Annotated in this window: 20 protein-coding genes; 15 read left to right on the forward strand and 5 right to left on the reverse strand. The window is 68.0% G+C overall.

Annotated features, from left to right (window positions below; genetic code table 11):
• Positions 1-281: 281 nt before the first annotated feature.
• The 7 genes from HWX31_RS12635 (at position 282) to ptsP (ending at position 7,711) form a co-directional block, all read left to right on the forward strand.
• Positions 282-620, forward strand: coding sequence for a P-II family nitrogen regulator (locus HWX31_RS12635; protein ID WP_006398175.1), 339 nt, complete (start codon positions 282-284; stop codon positions 618-620).
• Positions 621-652: 32 nt separating this feature from the next.
• Positions 653-2,173, forward strand: coding sequence for an ammonium transporter (locus tag HWX31_RS12640; RefSeq protein WP_175933922.1), 1,521 nt, complete (start codon positions 653-655; stop codon positions 2,171-2,173).
• 242 nt (positions 2,174-2,415) lie between these two features.
• A complete protein-coding gene (gene gshA / locus HWX31_RS12645; protein WP_059758716.1) occupies positions 2,416-3,705 on the forward strand; it encodes a glutamate--cysteine ligase in 1,290 nt (429 codons plus the stop codon).
• 36 nt (positions 3,706-3,741) lie between these two features.
• The gene (gene gshB / locus HWX31_RS12650) at positions 3,742-4,698 is read left to right on the forward strand and encodes a glutathione synthase (protein ID WP_174966017.1); all 957 of its coding nucleotides are present in this window, start codon (positions 3,742-3,744) and stop codon (positions 4,696-4,698) included.
• 230 nt (positions 4,699-4,928) lie between these two features.
• Entirely contained in the window at positions 4,929-5,399 is a 471-nt protein-coding gene (locus tag HWX31_RS12655) for a PTS sugar transporter subunit IIA (RefSeq protein ID WP_174966018.1), read from the forward strand.
• 71 nt (positions 5,400-5,470) lie between these two features.
• Positions 5,471-5,740, forward strand: a complete 270-nt coding sequence (locus tag HWX31_RS12660; RefSeq protein WP_010090585.1) for an HPr family phosphocarrier protein — start codon at positions 5,471-5,473, stop codon at positions 5,738-5,740.
• Between the two features lie 201 nt (positions 5,741-5,941).
• Positions 5,942-7,711 (forward strand): phosphoenolpyruvate--protein phosphotransferase, encoded by a 1,770-nt coding sequence (ptsP, locus tag HWX31_RS12665; protein WP_174966019.1) that lies wholly within the window; start codon positions 5,942-5,944, stop codon positions 7,709-7,711.
• A 45-nt stretch (positions 7,712-7,756) separates the two neighbouring features.
• On the opposite strand, the gene HWX31_RS12670 is transcribed toward ptsP, so the two are convergent.
• From HWX31_RS12670 to gpmA, 3 genes are all read right to left on the reverse strand, one after another.
• Positions 7,757-8,509, reverse strand: coding sequence for a HesA/MoeB/ThiF family protein (locus HWX31_RS12670; protein ID WP_060246820.1), 753 nt, complete (start codon positions 8,507-8,509; stop codon positions 7,757-7,759).
• A 181-nt stretch (positions 8,510-8,690) separates the two neighbouring features.
• Positions 8,691-10,238 (reverse strand): S41 family peptidase, encoded by a 1,548-nt coding sequence (locus HWX31_RS12675; RefSeq protein ID WP_174966020.1) that lies wholly within the window; start codon positions 10,236-10,238, stop codon positions 8,691-8,693.
• A 193-nt stretch (positions 10,239-10,431) separates the two neighbouring features.
• Positions 10,432-11,178, reverse strand: coding sequence for a 2,3-diphosphoglycerate-dependent phosphoglycerate mutase (gpmA, locus tag HWX31_RS12680; RefSeq protein WP_010090589.1), 747 nt, complete (start codon positions 11,176-11,178; stop codon positions 10,432-10,434).
• A 135-nt stretch (positions 11,179-11,313) separates the two neighbouring features.
• Between gpmA and HWX31_RS12685 the strand changes: the two genes are divergently transcribed.
• The 5 genes from HWX31_RS12685 (at position 11,314) to HWX31_RS12705 (ending at position 14,194) form a co-directional block, all read left to right on the forward strand.
• A complete protein-coding gene (locus tag HWX31_RS12685; protein ID WP_042586390.1) occupies positions 11,314-11,736 on the forward strand; it encodes a rhodanese-like domain-containing protein in 423 nt (140 codons plus the stop codon).
• Entirely contained in the window at positions 11,733-11,993 is a 261-nt protein-coding gene (gene grxC / locus HWX31_RS12690; RefSeq protein ID WP_010090591.1) for a glutaredoxin 3, read from the forward strand. The genes HWX31_RS12685 and grxC overlap by 4 nt, the downstream gene beginning before the upstream one ends.
• A 100-nt stretch (positions 11,994-12,093) precedes the next feature.
• Entirely contained in the window at positions 12,094-12,576 is a 483-nt protein-coding gene (gene secB, locus HWX31_RS12695) for a protein-export chaperone SecB (RefSeq protein WP_174966021.1), read from the forward strand.
• A gap of 26 nt (positions 12,577-12,602) precedes the next feature.
• Positions 12,603-13,601: an NAD(P)H-dependent glycerol-3-phosphate dehydrogenase gene (locus HWX31_RS12700; protein ID WP_174966022.1), complete on the forward strand. Its 999-nt coding sequence runs from the start codon at positions 12,603-12,605 to the stop codon at positions 13,599-13,601.
• A gap of 68 nt (positions 13,602-13,669) precedes the next feature.
• Positions 13,670-14,194: an O-acetyl-ADP-ribose deacetylase gene (locus HWX31_RS12705; protein ID WP_174966023.1), complete on the forward strand. Its 525-nt coding sequence runs from the start codon at positions 13,670-13,672 to the stop codon at positions 14,192-14,194.
• Positions 14,195-14,223: 29 nt separating this feature from the next.
• Here HWX31_RS12705 and trmL read toward each other — a convergent pair whose 3' ends face one another.
• Complete coding sequence (gene trmL, locus HWX31_RS12710) at positions 14,224-14,694, reverse strand: tRNA (uridine(34)/cytosine(34)/5-carboxymethylaminomethyluridine(34)-2'-O)-methyltransferase TrmL (RefSeq protein ID WP_059612925.1); 471 nt, start codon at positions 14,692-14,694, stop codon at positions 14,224-14,226.
• Positions 14,695-14,803: 109 nt separating this feature from the next.
• Positions 14,804-15,565 (reverse strand): phosphoribosyltransferase family protein, encoded by a 762-nt coding sequence (locus HWX31_RS12715; RefSeq protein ID WP_175933923.1) that lies wholly within the window; start codon positions 15,563-15,565, stop codon positions 14,804-14,806.
• 80 nt (positions 15,566-15,645) lie between these two features.
• Between HWX31_RS12715 and HWX31_RS12720 the strand changes: the two genes are divergently transcribed.
• From HWX31_RS12720 to coxB, 3 genes are all read left to right on the forward strand, one after another.
• Positions 15,646-16,611, forward strand: a complete 966-nt coding sequence (locus HWX31_RS12720) for a methyltransferase domain-containing protein (protein ID WP_174965942.1) — start codon at positions 15,646-15,648, stop codon at positions 16,609-16,611.
• A 195-nt stretch (positions 16,612-16,806) separates the two neighbouring features.
• Positions 16,807-17,331, forward strand: a complete 525-nt coding sequence (locus HWX31_RS12725) for a DUF2244 domain-containing protein (RefSeq protein ID WP_088501136.1) — start codon at positions 16,807-16,809, stop codon at positions 17,329-17,331.
• A gap of 49 nt (positions 17,332-17,380) precedes the next feature.
• Complete coding sequence (gene coxB, locus HWX31_RS12730) at positions 17,381-18,955, forward strand: cytochrome c oxidase subunit II (protein ID WP_174965943.1); 1,575 nt, start codon at positions 17,381-17,383, stop codon at positions 18,953-18,955.
• Positions 18,956-18,968: the final 13 nt, after the last annotated feature.

An 18,968-nucleotide genomic window follows, 5' to 3' on the forward strand; every position in this document is an offset into this window, starting at 1 on the left:
GAATTGGTGCGCGTTGCGCGCGATTTCCGGGCATGGCGCCCGCATGGGTGAAAGTCCCTGCATCCCGGGACGTGCGTGCACTCTAGCAACGATCGCCGCCCGGCGCCAGCAAACCCGGCCCCCGTTGGCCGTTCGGCCGGGGTTCGACGTCTTTTCGCGCGGGATGCGACCGTCGCCGCGCGGTGCAATGCGTCACCCGGACGCACATGGCATGCGAGTTGCTGTAGAGAGTCCGGCACACATCCAACCAATTCGACGGGACAACCCAGCGAGAGGACTTCATGAAACTCATTACCGCAATCATCAAGCCGTTCAAGCTCGATGAGACGCGCGAGGCGCTCTCCGCCCTCGGCGTCTCCGGCATCACGGTGACGGAGGTGAAAGGGTTCGGCCGCCAGAAAGGGCACACCGAACTGTACCGGGGCGCCGAATACGTGGTCGATTTCCTGCCGAAGATGAAGATCGAGGCGGCCGTGTCCGACGATCTCGTCGACCAGGCGGTGGAAGCGATCGAGCGGGCCGCACGCACCGGCAAGATCGGCGACGGCAAGATCTTCGTCACGCCGATCGAGCAGGTGATCCGGATCCGCACCGGGGAGACAGGCGCGGACGCGCTGTAACAGACAAGACGAGCGACAAGAGGAAAACCAAGATGCGCAAACTTCTGATGACCCTGCTGATGGCCGGCTCGCTGATCGCGGCCGGCGTTGGCCCCGCGCTCGCGGACGACGCGGCGTCGGCCGCTTCCGCGCCGGCTGCCTCGGCTCCGGCCGACGCTTCGGCTGCTGCCGCTGCCCCGGCCGCTTCGGCGCCGGCTGCGTCGGAGGCTGCCGCCCCGGCCGCTTCGGCCATCGCCGCCGCGCCGGCTTCGGGCGCCGAAGCATCGGCCGCCGCGGCCGCGTCGGCCCCGGCCGCGCCCGCCGCGCCGACCGCGCCGTTCTCGGTCGATTCGTCGAAGATCAGCGCGGGCGACACCGCGTGGATGCTGACGTCCACCGCGCTCGTGCTGTTCATGACGGTCCCGGGCCTCGCGCTGTTCTACGCGGGCATGGTCCGCAAGAAGAACGTGCTCGCGACCGTGATGCAGAGCTTCGCGATCACCGCGCTGATCACGGTGCTGTGGACGGTGGTCGGCTACAGCCTCGCGTTCACGCCGGGCAACGGCTTCATCGGCGGCCTGTCGCGCGTGTTCCTGCACGGGATGAACTACATCAAGGGCGACAAGGCGACGACGCTGACCGTCAGCCATCTGGCGACGACGATTCCGGAAACGGTCTACTTCGTCTACCAGATGACGTTCGCGATCATCACGCCGGCGCTGATCTGCGGCGCGTTCGCCGACCGCATGAAGTTCTCGGCGATGCTCGTGTTCATGGCGCTCTGGTCGCTGATCGTCTATGTGCCGATCGCGCACATGGTGTGGGAGCCGACCGGCTGGCTGTCGGCCGATGGCGTGCTCGACTTCGCGGGCGGTACGGTGGTGCACATCAACGCCGGCATCGCGGGCCTGATGTCGTGCCTCGTGCTCGGCAAGCGCGTCGGCTACGGCCGTGAATCGATGGCGCCGCACAACCTGGTGCTGACGATGATCGGCGCGTCGATGCTGTGGGTCGGCTGGTTCGGCTTCAACGCGGGCTCGGCGGTGGCCGCCGACGGCCGTGCCGGCTTCGCGATGCTGACGACGCAAGTCGCGACGGCCTGCGCGGCGCTCGGCTGGATGTTCGCCGAGTGGGTCGCGAAGGGCAAGCCGTCGGTGCTCGGCATCGTGTCGGGCGCGGTCGCGGGTCTCGTGGCGATCACGCCGGCGTCCGGCTTCGTCGGCGTGGCGGGCGCACTGGTGATCGGCATTGCGGCGGGCGTGATCTGCTTCTGGTCGGCGACGTGGCTCAAGTCGAAGCTCGGCTACGACGATTCGCTCGACGCGTTCGGCGTGCACGGCGTGGGCGGGATTCTCGGCGCGCTGCTGACGGGCGTGTTCGCGGTCAAGGACATCGGCGGCGCCGACGGCAGCCTGCTGCTGCAGGCGAAGGGCGTGCTGATCACGCTGGTCTACAGCGGCGTGCTGAGCTTCATCCTGCTGAAGCTGATCGACCTGACGATCGGCCTGCGCGTGTCGGAAGAGGAAGAGCGCGAAGGCCTCGACGTGATTCTCCACGGCGAGCACGTCGAATAAGCCGGAACGATGTGCGGCGGGTGGCCGCGACGCCGCCCCCGCAACGAATGAGCGCAGCGACTTCGGCCCGCCTTCCCGGCGGGTTTTTTTTCTCCTGCAACGGAGCCCGGCAGCGGATAACCCTGCGCGCTATCGGGTCAATAGCCAGAAACTTCCTCCAAATCCTTGCGATCCCGGGAACAATCCCCAAATGGGCAATGCAATTGCTCTACAATCTTCATTCTCCCGCTCGCGAGTGATTCATGGTTCCCCACCTCGTTACGGCGTTAAACGGTCCGCTGCTTGAACTCGAGCAGAAGATCCTCGACGCCACGCCTGCGATCGAACGCTGGTTCAGGCTCGAATGGCAGGAGCACACGCCGCCGTTCTACTGTTCGGTCGACCTGCGCAACGCCGGCTTCAAGCTGGCGCCCGTCGACGCCAACCTGTTTCCCGGCGGCTTCAACAACCTCCCGTCCGAAGTGCTGCCGCTCGCCGTGCAGGCGGCGATGGCCGCGATCGAGAAGATCTGCCCGGACGCGAAGAACCTGCTCGTGATTCCCGAGCTGCCGACCCGCAACGCGTTCTATCTGGAAAACGTCGCACGGCTCGCGACGATCATGCGCCAGGCCGGCCTGAACGTGCGCTTCGGCTCGCTCGACCCGAGCATCACCGACATCACGCCGATCACGCTCGCCGACGGCCAGAAGATCGTGCTGGAGCCGCTCGAGCGCACGCCGCGCCGGCTCGGCCTGAAGAATTTCGACCCGTGCTCGATCCTGCTGAACAACGACCTGTCGGCCGGCGTCCCGCCCGTGCTGGAAAACCTGCACGAGCAGTACCTGCTGCCGCCGCTGCACGCGGCCTGGGCGGTGCGCCGCAAGTCGACGCACTTCTCGTGCTACGACGACGTCGCGAAGAAGTTCGCGAAGATGGTCGGCGTCGATCCGTGGATGGTGAATCCGTATTTCGCGCACGTCGAGGGCGTCGACTGGCAGGGGCATGAAGGCGATCAGGCGCTCGCCGACGCGATCGACGGCGTGCTGAAGAAGATCGCGCGCAAGTATCGCGAGTACGGCATCAGCGAGAAGCCGTACGTCGTCGTGAAGGCCGATGCCGGCACCGCCGGGCGCGGCGTGATGACCGTGCACGACGCGGCCGAGATCGGCCGGATGTCGAAGGCCGAGCGCGCGCAGATGGCCGAGTCGAAGGCCGGGGTCGCGGTGCGCGACGTGATCGTGCAGGAAGGCGTGTACACGTTCGAGCGGATCGGCGACGAGGTCGCGGAGCCGGTCGTCTACATGATCGACCGCTACGTGGTCGGCGGCTTCTACCGCACGCACGGCGGCCGCGAGCGCGACCAGAACCTGAACGCGCCGGGCATGCACTACGTGCCGCTCGGCTTCGAGCACACCGCGCTGCCGGATGCCGGCGCCAAGCCGGGCGCCGCGCCGCCGAACCGGTTCTACATGTACGGCGTCGTCGCGCGGCTGTCGCTGATCGCGTCGTCGATCGAACTGGAAAAGACCGATCCGGAAGCCATTCAGGTGTAACGGCCGCGCTGCCGGCACCGCAAAGACAGGACCCGCATGGACATTCTCTTTATCGCCGACCCGCTCGAGCGCTTCAAGATCTACAAGGATTCGACCTACGCGATGATGGCGGAGGCCGCGCGGCGCGGGCATGCGATCTACGCGTGCGAGCCGCACCAGCTCGCGTGGACGGGGTCGGGCGTCGAGGCGGACGTGCGGCGCGTGACGATCGTCGGCGACGCGGCCGACCTGCACCGTCATCCGTGGCACGAGGCGGCCGCGCACGAGTCGCGCCTGCTGACGTCGTTCGACGCGGTGCTGATGCGCAAGGATCCGCCGTTCGACATGGAGTACGTGACGGCCACTTGGATGCTCGAGCTGGCCGAGCGCGCCGGCGCGCGCGTGTTCAACAAGCCGCAGGCGATCCGCGACCATTCGGAGAAGCTCGCGATCGGCGAATTCCCGCAGTTCGTCGCGCCGACGCTCGTCACCCGCGATGCCGCGCGGCTGCGTGCATTCCATGCCGAGCACGGCGACGTGATCGTGAAGCCGCTCGACGGCATGGGCGGGATGGGGGTGTTCCGCGTGAAGGCGGACGGGATGAATCTCGGCTCGATCATCGAGATGCTCGGCCACGACGGCACGCGTTCACTGATGATCCAGAAGTTCATCCCCGAGATCAAGGCGGGGGACAAGCGCATCCTGCTGATCGCGGGCGAGCCCGTGCCGTATTCGCTCGCGCGGATTCCGCAGGGCAGCGAGGTGCGCGGCAATCTCGCGGCGGGCGGCGTCGGCGTCGCGCAGCCGCTCACCGCGCGCGATCGCGAGATCGCCGAAACGCTCGGTCCGGTGCTGGCCGCACGCGGCCTGCTGCTGGTCGGGCTCGACGCGATCGGCGACTGGCTGACCGAGGTGAACGTGACGAGCCCCACGTGCTTTCGCGAGATCATGGAGCAGACGGGCTTCGACGTCGCCGCGATGTTCGTCGACGCGCTGGAGCGTGCGGCCGCGTAAGCCGCGCGGTTCACGCAACGCCGGCGGCGGCCGCGCAGGCCCCCCCGCCGCCGGAATGGCTCGGCCGGACAGGCCGACCGGCCTGCTACAATGCCCGCTCGCCCGGCGCTGCGATTCGACGCGCCGTAGGCCCGGCGGCCGGGCCGAACCGTTGCAAGGCTTGAACATGAACCGACCCTCTCGATCGCGTTGCTCGTTGCCCGGCTCGGGGCGGACAGGCGGGTGCTGACATGGCAGGGATTCTGATCATCGCGCACGCCCCGCTCGCGACCGCGCTGCGGGACTGCATCGCGCACATCTACGGCGGCGTGCCCGCGCGCATCGGCTGCATCGACGTGCAGGCGGACAGCGATCCCGTCCAGGTGATGGCGTTCGCGCACGCGGAGCTCGCGCGGCTCAAGGAAGAAAACGGCGCAATCGTGCTGACCGACATGTACGGCGCGACGCCTGCGAACATCGCCGGCCAGCTCGCGAAGGTCGCGGACGTGCGGGTGCTGGCGGGCGCCAACCTGCCGATGCTGGTGCGCGCGGTCTGCTACCGCATGCTGCCGCTCGACAAGCTCGTCGACAAGGCGCTGTCCGGCGGCGCGAAAGGCGTCCACGAAGTCGCGGCGGGCACGCCGCCGCCGCCGTCCGAAGTCGGCTGCGGCGCATGCGCGCCGATTCCGCCGGAGCCGTGCCCGCGCAACCGGTCGACGTGACCGGACTGCGTTCCCCGTTTTAGACCCGTTCGCCAGCGCTGGCCGCCGGCGACCTCGACCGACCGAGAACCATGCTTCAACAAGAAACCACCATCGTCAATAAATTGGGGCTGCATGCGCGCGCATCGGCCAAGCTCACGCAACTGGCCGGCAATTTCCAGTCCGAAGTCTGGATGTCGCGCAACGGGCGCAAGATCAACGCGAAAAGCATCATGGGCGTGATGATGCTCGCGGCGGGCATCGGCAGCACGGTGACGATCGAGACCGAAGGGCCGGACGAGAATGAAGCGATGGACGCGCTGCTCAAGCTGATCGCCGACAAGTTCGGCGAAGGGCAGTGACCCGCAGCACAGAATCGTTGCCGTTTCCAGTGAGAATGCCGCGTCTATCGCGGCATTTTTTTCGCAGGCACGATTGATGTGATCCGCGCAATGCTGCGCTGCATGCAGCCAGCGGCCGCGCGCGGAATTTATAATCGCTATCGGGGTCATAAGCGCATCGCAGCGGTGCGCCGCGGCTGTTCATGTAAAGAGGAGGTGCGCGTGTCGTTCACGCTGCATGGCATTCCCGTCTCACGTGGTATCGCGATCGGTCGTGCGTATCTGATCGCGCCGGCGGCGCTCGACGTCGCCCATTACCTGATCGAGGCGAATCAGATCGACGCCGAGGTCGAGCGCTTCCGCGCGGCGCTCGCGGCCGTGCATTGCGAGCTCGAAGCGCTTCGTGCGGACCTGACCGACGATACCCCGACGGAAGTCGGCGCGTTCATCGACGTGCACGCGATGATCCTGAGCGACGCGATGCTCGTGCAGGAAACCATCGACCTGATCCGCGCGCGCCGCTACAACGTCGAATGGGCGCTGACCGAGCAGCTCGACCTGCTCACGCGCCATTTCGACGACATCGAGGATGAATACCTGCGCGAACGCAAGGCCGACATCGAGCAGGTGGTCGAGCGCGTGCTGAAGGCGCTCGCGGGCGCGCCGTCCGCGTCGCAGGCGCTCGACGGCGCCGCGAAATCCGGCACCGAAGAGATGATCGTCGTCGCGCACGACATCGCGCCGGCCGACATGATGCAGTTCAAGAGCCAGTCGTTCCAGGCGTTCGTCACCGATCTCGGCGGGCGCACGTCGCATACGGCGATCGTCGCGCGCAGCCTCGGCATTCCGGCCGCGGTCGGCGTGCAGCACGCGAGCACGCTGATCCGCCAGGACGACCTGATCATCGTCGACGGCGACCAGGGCATCGTGATCGTCGACCCGGCGCCGATCGTCCTCGAGGAATATTCGTACCGCCAGTCCGAAAAGGCGCTCGAGCAACGCAAGCTGCAGCGTCTCAAGTTCTCGCCGACGCAAACGTTATGCGGCACCAAGATCGACCTGTACGCGAACATCGAAATGCCCGACGACGCGAAAGCGGCGGTCGAGGCGGGCGCGGTCGGCGTCGGGCTGTTCCGCTCCGAATTCCTGTTCATGCACCAGAAGGCGATGCCGGAGGAAGAGGAGCAGTTCGCCGCGTACAAGCGCGCGGTCGAATGGATGAAGGGCATGCCGGTGACGATCCGCACGATCGACGTCGGCGCCGACAAGCCGCTCGAAGCGCTCGACGAAGGCTACGAGACCGCGCCGAACCCGGCGCTCGGCCTGCGCGCGATCCGCTGGAGCCTGTCCGAGCCGCAGATGTTCCTCACGCAGCTGCGCGCGATCCTGCGCGCGTCCGCGTTCGGGCAGGTGAAGATACTGATCCCGATGCTCGCGCACGCGCAGGAGATCGACCAGACGCTCGACCTGATCCGCGAGGCGAAGCGCCAGCTCGACGACGCGGGGCTTGCCTACGATCCGAACGTGCGGATCGGCGCGATGATCGAGATTCCGGCTGCGGCGATTGCGTTGCCGCTGTTCCTGAAGCGTTTCGATTTCCTGTCGATCGGCACCAACGACCTGATCCAGTACACGCTCGCGATCGATCGCGCGGACAACGCGGTCGCGCATCTGTACGACCCGCTGCATCCGGCGGTGCTGCACCTGATCGCGTACACGCTGCGCGAAGCGAAGTGCGCCGGGGTGCCGGTGTCGGTGTGCGGGGAGATGGCGGGCGATCCGGCGCTGACGCGCCTCTTGCTCGGCATGGGCCTCACCGAGTTCTCGATGCAAACGAGCCAGTTGCTCGTCGTCAAGCAGGAGATCCTGCGCGCGCACCTGAAGGCGCTCGAAAAGCCGACGGCCGACGTGCTCGCGGCGTTCGAGCCCGAGGAAGTGCAGTCGGCGCTGCAGCGCCTGTCGACCGCCGAGCCGCACGCGGACGCCGCCTAGCCGGTCTGACGCCCACGTTCCCGCACGCGGGGCGTGGGCCGCGCGTCAGTGCCGCCCGCTGCACACCGGGCAGTCCGCCTGGCGCGCGATCTTCATCGTCGTCCATTCCATCCGCAGCGCATCGAGCATCATCAGCCGGCCGTTCAGCGTCGCGCCGATGCCGCCGATCACGCGCAGCGCCTCGGCGGCCTGCATCGCGCCGATGATGCCGACCGTCGGCGCAAACACGCCCATCGTCGCGCACGCGACTTCCTCGAACGGCTGGTCCTCCGGAAACACGCACGCGTAGCAGGGCGCGTCGGCGCGCCGGAAGTCGAACGTGCTGATCTGGCCGTCGAAGCGCAGCGCCGCGCCCGACACGAGCGGCACGCGGTGCGCGACGCACGCGCGGTTGATCGCATGGCGGGTCGCGAAATTGTCGGTGCAGTCGAGCACGACGCTCGCCTGCGGCACGTGCGCGTCGAGCCACGCGCCGTCGACGCGCTCGGCGACCGCGTGCACGGTCACGTCGGGATTCAGCTGCGCGAGCGTGTCGCGCCCCGATTCCACCTTCCTGCGGCCGACCGATGCGGTCACGTGCAGGATCTGCCGCTGCAGGTTCGTGAGATCGACCGTGTCCGCGTCGACGAGCGTGATCGTGCCGACGCCGGACGCCGCGAGGTACATCGCGGCGGGCGAGCCGAGCCCGCCCGCGCCGACGACGATCGCGTGCGCGTCGAGAAAGCGCTGCTGCGCCTCGATGCCGATTTCGTCGACGAGGATGTGGCGGGAGTAGCGGAGAAGTTGATCGTCGTTCATGAGCGGAGGGTGGGCGCGGAGCGGGGCGGACCTGCTTATTCTAGGGCCTGCCCGCACGGGCGGCGGGCAGGCGAACGTGCTGTGCCGGCCTGGGCGGCATCGATCTGTGCGCGCCGGCGCGCCCAAACGAAACGGGCCATCGCGGGGTTGCCGCGATGGCCCGTCGGGTGCCGGCCGGCGCTTACTGCGGCGCCGACGCGGGCTTCGGCGCGGACGCCGGCTTGGCGGCGGACGCCTTCGGCGCCGGCTTCGCAGCCGCCTTGCCGGCCGGGGCCTGCGTGCTCTCGGCGAGCAGCGACTTCGATGCCAGCACCGGCTTGCCTTCGAGCTTCGCGAGCGCCTGCTGCATCATGAAGTCTTCCGTGCTGCCGAACTCGATCGGCTTGCGATCGCGGTCCTTCTGGCGCTGCTCCGGCGTCTTCTTGTCGTTCTGCTCCTCGAGAATGCGGAGCTGGTCCATCCGGCGCTGCTCGCGCTCTTCCTGCTCCTTCTTCTCGTTCGGGTCCTGCGTGTTCGCGAGGTGGTTCGTGTAATCGACCTCGCGCGTCACGAGCACGTCGTCCGGATCGCCGTCCGCGTACTGGTCGACCGGTACGTCCGGCGTGATGCCCTTGTTCTGGATCGAGCGGCCGCTCGGCGTGTAGTAGTAGGCGGTCGTCAGGCGCAGCGCGGTGTCGGCCGTCATCGGACGGACCGTCTGCACCGAGCCCTTGCCGAACGTCGTCTTGCCCATGATGGTCGCGCGCTTCGAATCCTGCAGCGCGCCCGCGACGATTTCCGACGCGGAAGCCGAATACGCATTCGTCAGCACGACGATCGGCACGGTCTTGAAGACCGGCGGCAGGTTCTTCAGCGGATCGCCGTCGAACGACGGCAGGCGGTAATTGTCGTAGGTATCGCGGTAGACCTGCTTCGAATCGGGGATCTGGCCGTTGGTCGACACGACGACGGAATCCGGCGGCAGGAATGCGCCCGCGACGCCGACCGCGCTCTGCAGCAGGCCGCCGCCGTTGTTGCGCAGATCGAGGATCAGGCCCTTCACGTTCGGCTGCTGGCGCGCGATGTCCTGCAGCCTTGCTGCCAGATCGGGCGTCGTGCGCTCCTGGAAGCTCGTGATGCGGATGTACGCGTAGCCCGGGTCGAGCATCTTCAGCTTCACGCTCTGCACGCGGATCACCGCACGCGTGACCGTGATCGGGAACGTGCGGTCATCGCTCTTGCGGAAGATCGTCAGCGTGACCTTGGTGCCCGGCTCGCCGCGCATCTGCTTGACCGCCTTGTCGAGCGTCATGCCGCGCACCGGCTTGTCGTTGATGCGGGTGATCAGGTCGCCCGGACGGATGCCGGCGCGAAACGCCGGGGTGTCCTCGATCGGGGAGATCACCTTGACGAGGCCGTCTTCCTGCGAGATCTCGATGCCGAGACCCGCGAAGCGGCCCTTCGTCTGCTCCTGCAGTTCCTCGTAGTCGGTCTTGTCGAGGAACGACGAGTGCGGGTCGAGGCTCGACACCATGCCCTTGATCGCCGCCGTCAGCAGCTTCTTGTCGTCGACCGGCTCGACGTACTCGCGCTTGATCTGGCCGAACACCTCGGCGAACAGGCGCAACTGGTCGAGCGGAAGCGGCGCCGTGACGGTCTGTTCGGCCGACGCCGAGATTTGCAGTGTGGCGAACACGCCCGTGGCAAGGCCCGCGGCAATCAGGCCGATGTTCTTCAATTTCATACGCATAGAGATCTGGTGCGGTCGGGAAGCGCGTGGCGGTAGCGGAGATCGAGCGGACAAGTATAACTGTTCGTCCGGCGGGGCAGTGGAAAGGACCGAAACCGGTTCGACCGTGCCCGGGCGAAGAGGTTCGCGCAAGCGCTCGGGGTTCGCGCAAGCGCCCGCCGCGCCGGCGTGGGGCCGGCGCGGCGGGGCGGGATCAGCCCGCCTTGCCCTGCTTCGCGACGGCGGCCTGCGCTTTCGCGATCGCGTCCTGGTCGCCGAGGTAGTAGCTCTTGAGCGGTTTCAGGTTTTCGTCGAGTTCATAGACGAGCGGCACGCCGTTCGGGATGTTCAGGCCGACGATGTCGCTGTCCGAGATGCCGTCGAGATACTTGATCAGCGCGCGCAGCGAGTTGCCGTGCGCGGCGATCAGCACCTGCTTGCCGCCCTTGATCGCCGGCGCGATCGATTCGTTCCACAGCGGCAGCACGCGCGCGACCGTGTCCTTCAGGCATTCGGTGAGCGGCAGCTGCTCGCGCGGCACGCGTGCATAGCGCGGGTCCGCGTACGGCGCGCGCTCGTCGGTCGGCTCCAGCGCGGGCGGCGGCGTGTCGTAGCTGCGGCGCCAGACCAGCACCTGCTCGTCGCCGAACTTCGCGGCCGTTTCCGCCTTGTTCAGGCCCGACAGCGCGCCGTAGTGGCGCTCGTTGAGGCGCCACGAGTGCACGACGGGCAGGTACATCAGGTCCATGCGGTCCTGCACGTGCCACAGCGTGCGGATCGCGCGCTTGAGCACGGACGTGTACGCGATGTCGAACGTGTAGCCGGCTTCCTTGAGCAGTTCTCCGGCCTGGTAGGCCTCGTTGCAGCCTTGCTCGGTCAGGTCGACGTCGACCCAGCCGGTGAAGCGGTTTTCCTTGTTCCACGTCGATTCGCCGTGGCGGATGAGGACGAGCTTGTACATAGATGCTTGCGGTCGGTAGTGAAGGAAGCGGTGCGCGCCGCACGGCGCCCGGGACGGGCCCGCCATCGCGCAAGACGGTTATTTTATAATGCCCGGATTGTCCTTTTCCGATTTCTCTCTTTCCGGCGGAATTCCGTGAGTTTCTTTACCGATTACACGAACCTGGCCCTCGTCGCGATCCTGCTGGTGTCCGGCGGCCTGCTTGCGTATCCCGCGCTGCGCCGCGGCCGCGGCGGCCTGTCGGCCGCGGAGGCGACCCAGCTCATCAATCGCCGCAACGCGGTCGTGATCGACGTGCGTCCGGCGTCCGAGTTCGCCTCCGGCCACCTGCCGTCGGCGCGCCAGGTCGAAGCCGGCGAGATCGGAGCGAAGATCGCGCAGGTCGCGAAGAACAAGAGCACCCCGGTGCTGCTCGTGTGCCAGAACGGCCAGCAATCGCAGAAGGCGGCGCGCGCGGTCGAGGCGGCGGGCTATGCCGAGGTGCACGTGCTCGAGGGCGGCGTCGCCGCGTGGCAGCAGGCCGGGATGCCGGTCGTCAAACAAGGAGTGGCGAAGTGAACAAAGTGGTCATGTACAGCACCCAGGTGTGCCCGTATTGCATCCAGGCCGAGCGGCTCCTGAAGCTGCGCGGCGTCGAGCAGATCGAGAAGGTGCTGATCGACAAGGATCCGGCGCGCCGCGAGGAAATGATGTCGCGCACCGGCCGCCGCACGGTGCCGCAGATCTACATCGGCGACACGCACGTCGGCGGCTACGACGACCTGTCGACGCTCGACCGCGCCGGCGGCCTCGTGCCGCTTCTGCAAGCCGCCTGATTAGGGCAGAATGGCCGCCGGTCGCGCGGCCACGCGCACAGGATCAACCGGGGCGGCCGGCACAGGCCGGCCGCCCCGTCACCACATTGAGGGAAACAACATGTCCGACGTCGAAAACCAACCGTTCTTCAACATCCAGCGCGTCTACCTGAAGGATATGTCGCTCGAGCAGCCGAATTCGCCGGCGATCTTCCTCGAGCAGGACATGCCGTCGGTTGAGGTCGAAGTCGACGTGAAGGCCGAGCGTCTCGCCGAAAGCGTGTTCGAAGTCGTCGTGTCGGGCACCGTGACCGCGAAGGTGAAGGACAAGGTCGCGTTCCTGATCGAGGCGAAGCAGGCCGGAATTTTTGACATTCGCAACATTCCTGAGGAACAGCTCGACCCGCTCGTCGGCATCGCCTGCCCGACGATCCTGTTCCCGTACCTGCGCTCGAACATCGCCGACGCGATCACGCGCGCGGGCTTCCCGCCGATCCACCTCGCCGAGATCAACTTCCAGGCGCTGTACGAGCAGCGTCTCGCGCAGCTCCAGCAGCAACAGGCTGGTGCTGCCGGCGCGCCGAACGGCTCGACGCTGAACTGAGGGACGAGCAAGGACCGGTGCTGGGTATGAAAGTAGCCGTTCTCGGCGCCGGTGCCTGGGGCACCGCGCTCGCGGGCCATCTGGCCGCGCGGCACGACACGCTTCTGTGGGCGCGCGACGCCGCGCTCATCGCCGGGCTGCAGGCCCGGCACGAGAATTCCCGCTATCTCGACGGCATCGCGCTGCCCGATGCGCTGCGCTACGACGCGGATTTCGCCGCGGCGCTCGCGCACGGCGCCGCGGACGACGCGCTGTGCGTGATCGGCGCGCCCGTCGCCGGCCTGCGCGCGCTGTGCCGCGCGATGCGCGACGCGGGCTGCGTGCCCGCGCACGTGATCTGGGTCTGCAAGGGCTTCGAGGCGGACACGCATCTGCTGCCGCATCAGGTGATCGCCGCCGAGCTGCCCGAACAGCGCAGCAACGGCGTGCTGTCGGGCCCGAGCTTCGCGCGCGAGGTCGGCCAGGGCCTGCCGGTCGCGCTGACGATCGCGAGTGCGTCGGCCGCGTGCCGCGAGCGCACGCTCGCGGCGTTCCATCACGGCGCGATGCGGATCTATACCGGCGACGACGTGGTCGGCGTCGAGGTCGGCGGCGCGGTGAAGAACGTGCTGGCGATCGCGACCGGCATCGCCGACGGCCTCGGCCTCGGCCTGAACGCGCGCGCCGCGCTGATCACGCGCGGCCTCGCGGAAATGTCGCGGCTCGGCGTCGCGCTCGGCGGCCGTGCGGAAACCTTCACCGGCCTCACGGGCCTCGGCGACCTGATCCTCACCGCGACGGGCGACCTGTCGCGCAACCGCACGGTCGGCATGCAACTGGCCACCGGCCGCTCGCTGAACGACATCCTCGCCGCGCTCGGCCACGTCGCCGAAGGCGTGCGCTGCGCGCAGGCGGTGCTCGCGATCGCGCGCGAGCACGCGATCGAAATGCCGATCACCGAAGCCGTGTGCGGCGTGCTGTTCGACGGCGTCGCGCCGCGCGACGCGGTCAGCGGCCTGTTGCGGCGGGACGCGCGCGCGGAGTAGCGCGGCGGTCGCATCGCCGCGCAAAGCGGATTACGCTTGAACCATCTCCGGCATTCGAGGAGGCCGTCATGCTGCAGATCGGTTCCACCACGCTCGACGCGCAGGTCGTCGACATCACGACGCTCGCGGTCGATGCGATCGTCAACGCGGCGAACAGCTCGCTGCTCGGCGGGGGCGGCGTCGACGGCGCGATCCATCGCGCGGCCGGCCCGCGCCTGCTTGCCGAATGCCGCACGCTCGGCGGCTGCCAGACCGGCGACGCGAAGCTTACGCGCGGCCACGGGCTGCCGGCCAGATACGTGATTCATGCGGTCGGCCCGGTATGGCACGGCGGCACGCAGAACGAGGCCGAGATGCTCGCGTCGTGCTACCGCCGCGTGATCGAGCTCGCCGAAGAGGTCGCGTGCACGTCGATCGCGTTTCCGGCGATCAGCTGCGGGGTTTATCGTTATCCGGCCGCGCAGGCAGTCGACATCGCCGTCGATACGGTCGTCGACATGCTGCCGCAGGCGCCGAACCTCGCACGCGTGGTGTTCGCGTGCTTTTCTCCCGACATATACGAGCTGTATCGCGCGCGGCTCGCGCGTGACTGACGCAAGTTCGCAGGAACGACGGCCGACGCTCAGGCGCCGCCTTCGAAGCCGGCCTGGCGCCACGCCTCGAACACGACCACCGCGACCGTGTTCGACAGGTTCAGGCTGCGGTTGCCCGGCCGCATCGGCAGGCGCACGCGCTGCTCGTTCGCGAACCGCTCGAGCAGCGGGGCGGGCAGGCCGCGCGTTTCCGAGCCGAACACGAACCAGTCGCCCGGCTGGAACGCGTGGTCGTGAAAGCGGCCCGAGCCGCGTGTCGTGAACGCGAACATCCGCGCGGGATCGGGCGTCTCGGCCGCGACGAACGCATCCCAGTCCGGATGCACGCGCATTTCCGCGTATTCGTGATAGTCGAGGCCCGCGCGGCGCATCTTGGCGTCGTCGAGCGGAAAGCCGAGCGGCTCGATCAGGTGCAGCCGCGCGCCGGTATTCGCGCACAGGCGGATCACGTTGCCGGTGTTCGGCGGAATTTCGGGTGCGACGAGGACGACGTTGAACATGTTTCGGTTTCGGATGGCGGTTTCCGGCGCGCCCCTGCTGCGGGGCGGCGGCCGGACCGGCCGGTTTGTCACGATCGCGGCCGCGAGCGGGCGGCCGGCTTCTCACTAATTAATCCCTGGCGGTGCGCAGCGCAACCAGATTCGTCACGCGCGCGGCGCCCGCCGCCTTCAGCGCGCGCGCCGCGGCGGCCAGCGTCGCGCCCGACGTCATCACGTCGTCGACGAGCGCGACATGGCGACCCACGACGTCGCGCGCGACCGCGAAGGCCGATGCGACGTTGTCGCGCCGCGCGCGCCGGTCGAGCCGCGACTGCGGCGCCGTTTCCACCACGCGCGCGAGCAGCGTCGCGTCGGCCGGCACGCCGAGCCGGCGCGCGAGCGGCCGCGCGATCGCCCACGCCTGGTTGTAGCCGCGCGCGGCGAGCCGAGCATGGGCAAGCGGCACCGGCGCGAGCACGTCGAAGCCGCCGTCCGCGCCGCGCGTGTCGGCGAGCAGCCGGGCAAGCCGGCCGGCGAATTCCGCGCCGAGCGCGAGCCGCGCGTGGAATTTCAGTCCGCGCGCGAGGCCGTCGAGCGGCGCCCGGTAATCGGCGAGCGCGAGTGTCGCATCGAACGGCGGCGGCGTGGCGCGGCACGCGTCGCACCGGTAGCCGGCCGCGCGCCGCGCGTGCCCCGGGGCGAGCGGCACCGCGCAGATCGCGCAGCGCAGGCGCGCTTCGTTCCAGTACGCGGCGTCGCATCCGGCGCAGATCACTGTGTGTGACATATTGCCGCACAGTGCGCAGCGGTTTGGCAGCGCGATTGCCGCGATCTGCGCGAAAGCCTGCGACATAACGACGCGGATCGACTCCGGAAACGAACGGCGAATCATCGGCAGGCTCCTCAATATGGCCTCAATGAAGCTTCCGGGGCGAGCGAGTATACTTCGGGCTCTTCGCCAGTTTGCCCGACATGTCCCCACCTTTGACCCTCTCCGGCCGTCCGGCCTATGACGCGAGGCGCCTGCGTCGGATCTTCGACCGCCGCGCGGCCACGTTCGACGCGGTTGCGTTCCTGCCGCGCGAGATTGCACACCGGATGTGCGAGCGTCTCGAATACATCAAGGTGAGCCCCGCCGCCGTGCTCGACGCGGGCTGCGGCGCGGGCGACGACCTGCCGGCGCTGCGCACGCGCTTTCCCGAGGCGCCGGTGTTCGGCGTCGACCTGTCCGGCGCGATGCTCGCGCGGGCGGGGCAGCGCGAGGTCGAGCAGACGAGCTGGCGCCGCTGGCTGCCCGCCTCGCTCGGCAAGGCGCTCGGCCAGCGCGGCCCGCGCGTCGCGCAGGCGGACTTCTCGGCGCTGCCGTTCGCGGCCGGCGCATTCGACCTGATCTGGTCGAATCTCGCGCTGCACTGGCATTCCCGCCCCGACACGGTGCTGCCCGAGTGGCAGCGCGTGCTGCGCGTCAACGGCCTGCTGATGTTCAGCACGCTCGGCCCCGACACGCTGCGCGAGCTGCGCGCGGCCTGCGGCGAGGCCGAGGCCGCGCTCGGCATGGCGAGCGCCGCGCCCCGCGTCATCGATTTCGTCGATATGCACGACCTCGGCGACATGCTCGTCGAGAGCGGCTTCGAGATTCCCGTGATGGACCAGGAAGTGCTGACCGTCACCTACAAGTCCCCCGATTCGCTGCTGGCCGACGTGCGCCGCTGGGGCGCCTATCCGTTCGAGCGCGCGGCGCCGCAGCGTGCGACGCGGCGCTTCCGGCAGGCGCTCGGCGACGCGCTCGACGCGCGCCGGCGCGCGGACGGCACGATCCCGCTGACCTTCGAGGTGATCTACGGCCACGCGTGGAAGGCCGTGCCGCGCACGACCGCGGAAGGGCACGGCATCGTCCGCATCGAGGACATCGGAAAGGGGCGTCCGAAGAATCGGTAAAGCGGTAAAGAGGGGTTTTGTTATGTCTGAAATTAGCAGCGCAAGGCCGGGTCAAAATTGCCCCGAAAACGGCCGGGAAGCTTGTCGCGCTTGGCTCGCGAGGCGATAGGCGTTTGCTTGTGGATGCCATTGAACCCGCCTATAATGCGTCAGCTTGTCGCCCCGGGGTCCCCGCAATACGGGGTGGCGAGCCCGATGCAGGCATGCATCGCATGCCATTCGCGTGAGGCGGCGATGGAAGCAGCGTGTGTTTCGACTGATGCGGCGGATGCGGAGCCGGTCCTCGAGGACTGGCTCATGAAGCGCAACTGTTCGATGTCGCCGCGCCAGTTCGTGCTGTTTTACGCGTCGCTCGCAGGCTTTTCGCTGGCGATCGCGGCAATGCTGATGTGGCAGGGGGCGTGGCTCGTCATGCCTTTCACCGGAGTCGAGCTGCTGGCGGTAGGCGTCGCGTTTGCGATCTACGCGCGGCATGCGGTCGATTACGAGCGCATCAGGCTGTTTCCGCACCGGCTCGTGATCGAGCGGATGAATGCGGAGCAGCTCACGCAGATCGAATTCAACCCGCGCTGGGTGCGGGTCGAGCCGGGCGCGACGCCACGCGATCCGATTCGGCTGGTATCGCGCGGGCAGACCGTCGTGATCGGGCAGCATCTCGCGCAGTACAGGCGCGCACAGTTCGCCGACGAACTGCGCGCGGCGCTCAGGCGCTGCGGCTGAGCAGGGTGGCCGGCGCAGCGCAGGCGGCTGGCGACGGGGGAGGGTTTGAATGGAAATTTTGGGTAAGGATGCTATGAAAACAATCAAGCGAGCCCTCACGGGCGTGCTGGCATGCAGCGGACTGCTCTTTGCCGGTGCCGCTCTGGCGGTCGGTGACAGCCCGGGCGGTCCCCGCGTCAACGAGATCAACTTTCAGCCGCCTGTCACGAAGATCGCCGAGGAGCTCTACGACCTCCACACGATGATGCTGATCCTCTGTACGGTGATCTTCGTCGGCGTGTTCGGCGTGATGTTCTATTCGATCTTCGCGCACCGCAAATCCAAGGGCCACAAGGCCGCCAATTTCCATGAAAGCACGACCGTCGAAATCATCTGGACGATCGTGCCGTTCATCATCGTCGTGCTGATGGCGCTGCCGGCCACCAAGGCCGTCGTCGCGATGAAGGACACGACGAACGCCGATCTCACGGTCAAGGTCACCGGCTACCAGTGGAAGTGGGGCTACGACTACGTGAAGGGCCCGGGCGAGGGCATCAGCTTCCTGTCGACGCTGTCGACCCCGCGCGACGCGGTGATGGGCAAGAAGCCGATCACCGACACCTACCTGCAGGAAGTCGACAACCCGCTCGTCGTGCCGGTCAACAAGAAGGTCCGCATCATCACGACCGCGAACGACGTCGTCCACTCGTGGTACGTGCCCGCGTTCGGCGTGAAGCAGGATGCGATCCCGGGCTTCGTGCGCGACACGTGGTTCAAGGCCGACAAGGTCGGCACCTTCCGCGGCTTCTGTACCGAACTGTGCGGCAAGGAGCACGCGTACATGCCGGTCGTGGTCGAAGTGCTGTCGGACGAAGACTACGCGAAGTGGGTCAGCGCGCAGAAGGCCAAGCTGGCCGGCGCGGCAGTCGACCCGAACAAGGTTTACACGATGGCCGAGCTGGTGTCGCACGGCGAGGAAGTCTACAAGGCGAACTGCGCGGCCTGCCACCAGCCGAACGGCAAGGGCGTCGGCGCGTTCCCGGCGATCGACGGCGGCAAGATCTCCAACGGCCCGATTGCCGGCCACCTCGAGCAGGTGCTGAAGGGCAAGGGCGCGATGCCGTCGTGGGCGTCGCTGTCGGATCTCGACATCGCGTCGGTCATCACCTACGAGCGCAACTCGTGGGGCAACCACAAGAACGACCTGCTGCAACCGAAGCAGGTGGCGGACGCGCGTAACGGCAAGCTGCCGGAAGACGCCGCGGGCGCAGCGCCGGCGCAAGCGGCTTCCGCGCCGGAGCAGGCGGCCTCGGGCGCAGCCGCGCCGGCGGCCGCGCTGTCGACGATCTATTTCGAAACGGGCAAGGGCACGCTGCCGGCCGACGCACAGTCGGCGATCGCGGCGGCGGCGGACTATGCGAAGGCGCATCCGGACGCGAAGCTCGCGCTGTCGGGTTTCACCGACAAGTCGGGCTCGGCCGACGCGAACGCCGAACTGGCCAAGCGCCGCGCGCAAGCCGTGCGCGACGCGCTGAAGGCGGCGGGCGTGGCGGAAGACCACATCATTCTGAAGAAGCCGGAAACGATCACGGGCGGGGCTGACGCGAAGGAAGCCCGGCGTGTCGAGATCGGCCCGGCGGCCTGACGTGTCGCTGTGT

The organism is Burkholderia ubonensis (assembly GCF_902833085.1).
In the GTDB taxonomy this organism is placed as follows: domain Bacteria; phylum Pseudomonadota; class Gammaproteobacteria; order Burkholderiales; family Burkholderiaceae; genus Burkholderia; species Burkholderia ubonensis.

Excerpts from the sequence above, each read along its gene's own strand:
- HWX31_RS12700 (WP_174966022.1), top strand. The coding sequence starts at position 12,603 with ATGAAAGTAGCCGTTCTCGGCGCCGGTGCCTGGGGCACCGCGCTCGCG.
- HWX31_RS12635 (WP_006398175.1), top strand. The coding sequence starts at position 282 with ATGAAACTCATTACCGCAATCATCAAGCCGTTCAAGCTCGATGAGACG.
- HWX31_RS12660 (WP_010090585.1), top strand. The coding sequence starts at position 5,471 with ATGCTTCAACAAGAAACCACCATCGTCAATAAATTGGGGCTGCATGCG.
- gshB (WP_174966017.1), top strand. The coding sequence starts at position 3,742 with ATGGACATTCTCTTTATCGCCGACCCGCTCGAGCGCTTCAAGATCTAC.
- trmL (WP_059612925.1), bottom strand. The coding sequence starts at position 14,694 with ATGTTCAACGTCGTCCTCGTCGCACCCGAAATTCCGCCGAACACCGGC.
- HWX31_RS12655 (WP_174966018.1), top strand. The coding sequence starts at position 4,929 with ATGGCAGGGATTCTGATCATCGCGCACGCCCCGCTCGCGACCGCGCTG.
- HWX31_RS12720 (WP_174965942.1), top strand. The coding sequence starts at position 15,646 with ATGTCCCCACCTTTGACCCTCTCCGGCCGTCCGGCCTATGACGCGAGG.
- gshA (WP_059758716.1), top strand. The coding sequence starts at position 2,416 with ATGGTTCCCCACCTCGTTACGGCGTTAAACGGTCCGCTGCTTGAACTC.
- HWX31_RS12670 (WP_060246820.1), bottom strand. The coding sequence starts at position 8,509 with ATGAACGACGATCAACTTCTCCGCTACTCCCGCCACATCCTCGTCGAC.
- gpmA (WP_010090589.1), bottom strand. The coding sequence starts at position 11,178 with ATGTACAAGCTCGTCCTCATCCGCCACGGCGAATCGACGTGGAACAAG.
- coxB (WP_174965943.1), top strand. The coding sequence starts at position 17,381 with ATGGAAATTTTGGGTAAGGATGCTATGAAAACAATCAAGCGAGCCCTC.
- HWX31_RS12705 (WP_174966023.1), top strand. The coding sequence starts at position 13,670 with ATGCTGCAGATCGGTTCCACCACGCTCGACGCGCAGGTCGTCGACATC.
- HWX31_RS12715 (WP_175933923.1), bottom strand. The coding sequence starts at position 15,565 with ATGATTCGCCGTTCGTTTCCGGAGTCGATCCGCGTCGTTATGTCGCAG.
- HWX31_RS12675 (WP_174966020.1), bottom strand. The coding sequence starts at position 10,238 with ATGCGTATGAAATTGAAGAACATCGGCCTGATTGCCGCGGGCCTTGCC.
- HWX31_RS12725 (WP_088501136.1), top strand. The coding sequence starts at position 16,807 with ATGCAGGCATGCATCGCATGCCATTCGCGTGAGGCGGCGATGGAAGCA.
- secB (WP_174966021.1), top strand. The coding sequence starts at position 12,094 with ATGTCCGACGTCGAAAACCAACCGTTCTTCAACATCCAGCGCGTCTAC.
- HWX31_RS12640 (WP_175933922.1), top strand. The coding sequence starts at position 653 with ATGCGCAAACTTCTGATGACCCTGCTGATGGCCGGCTCGCTGATCGCG.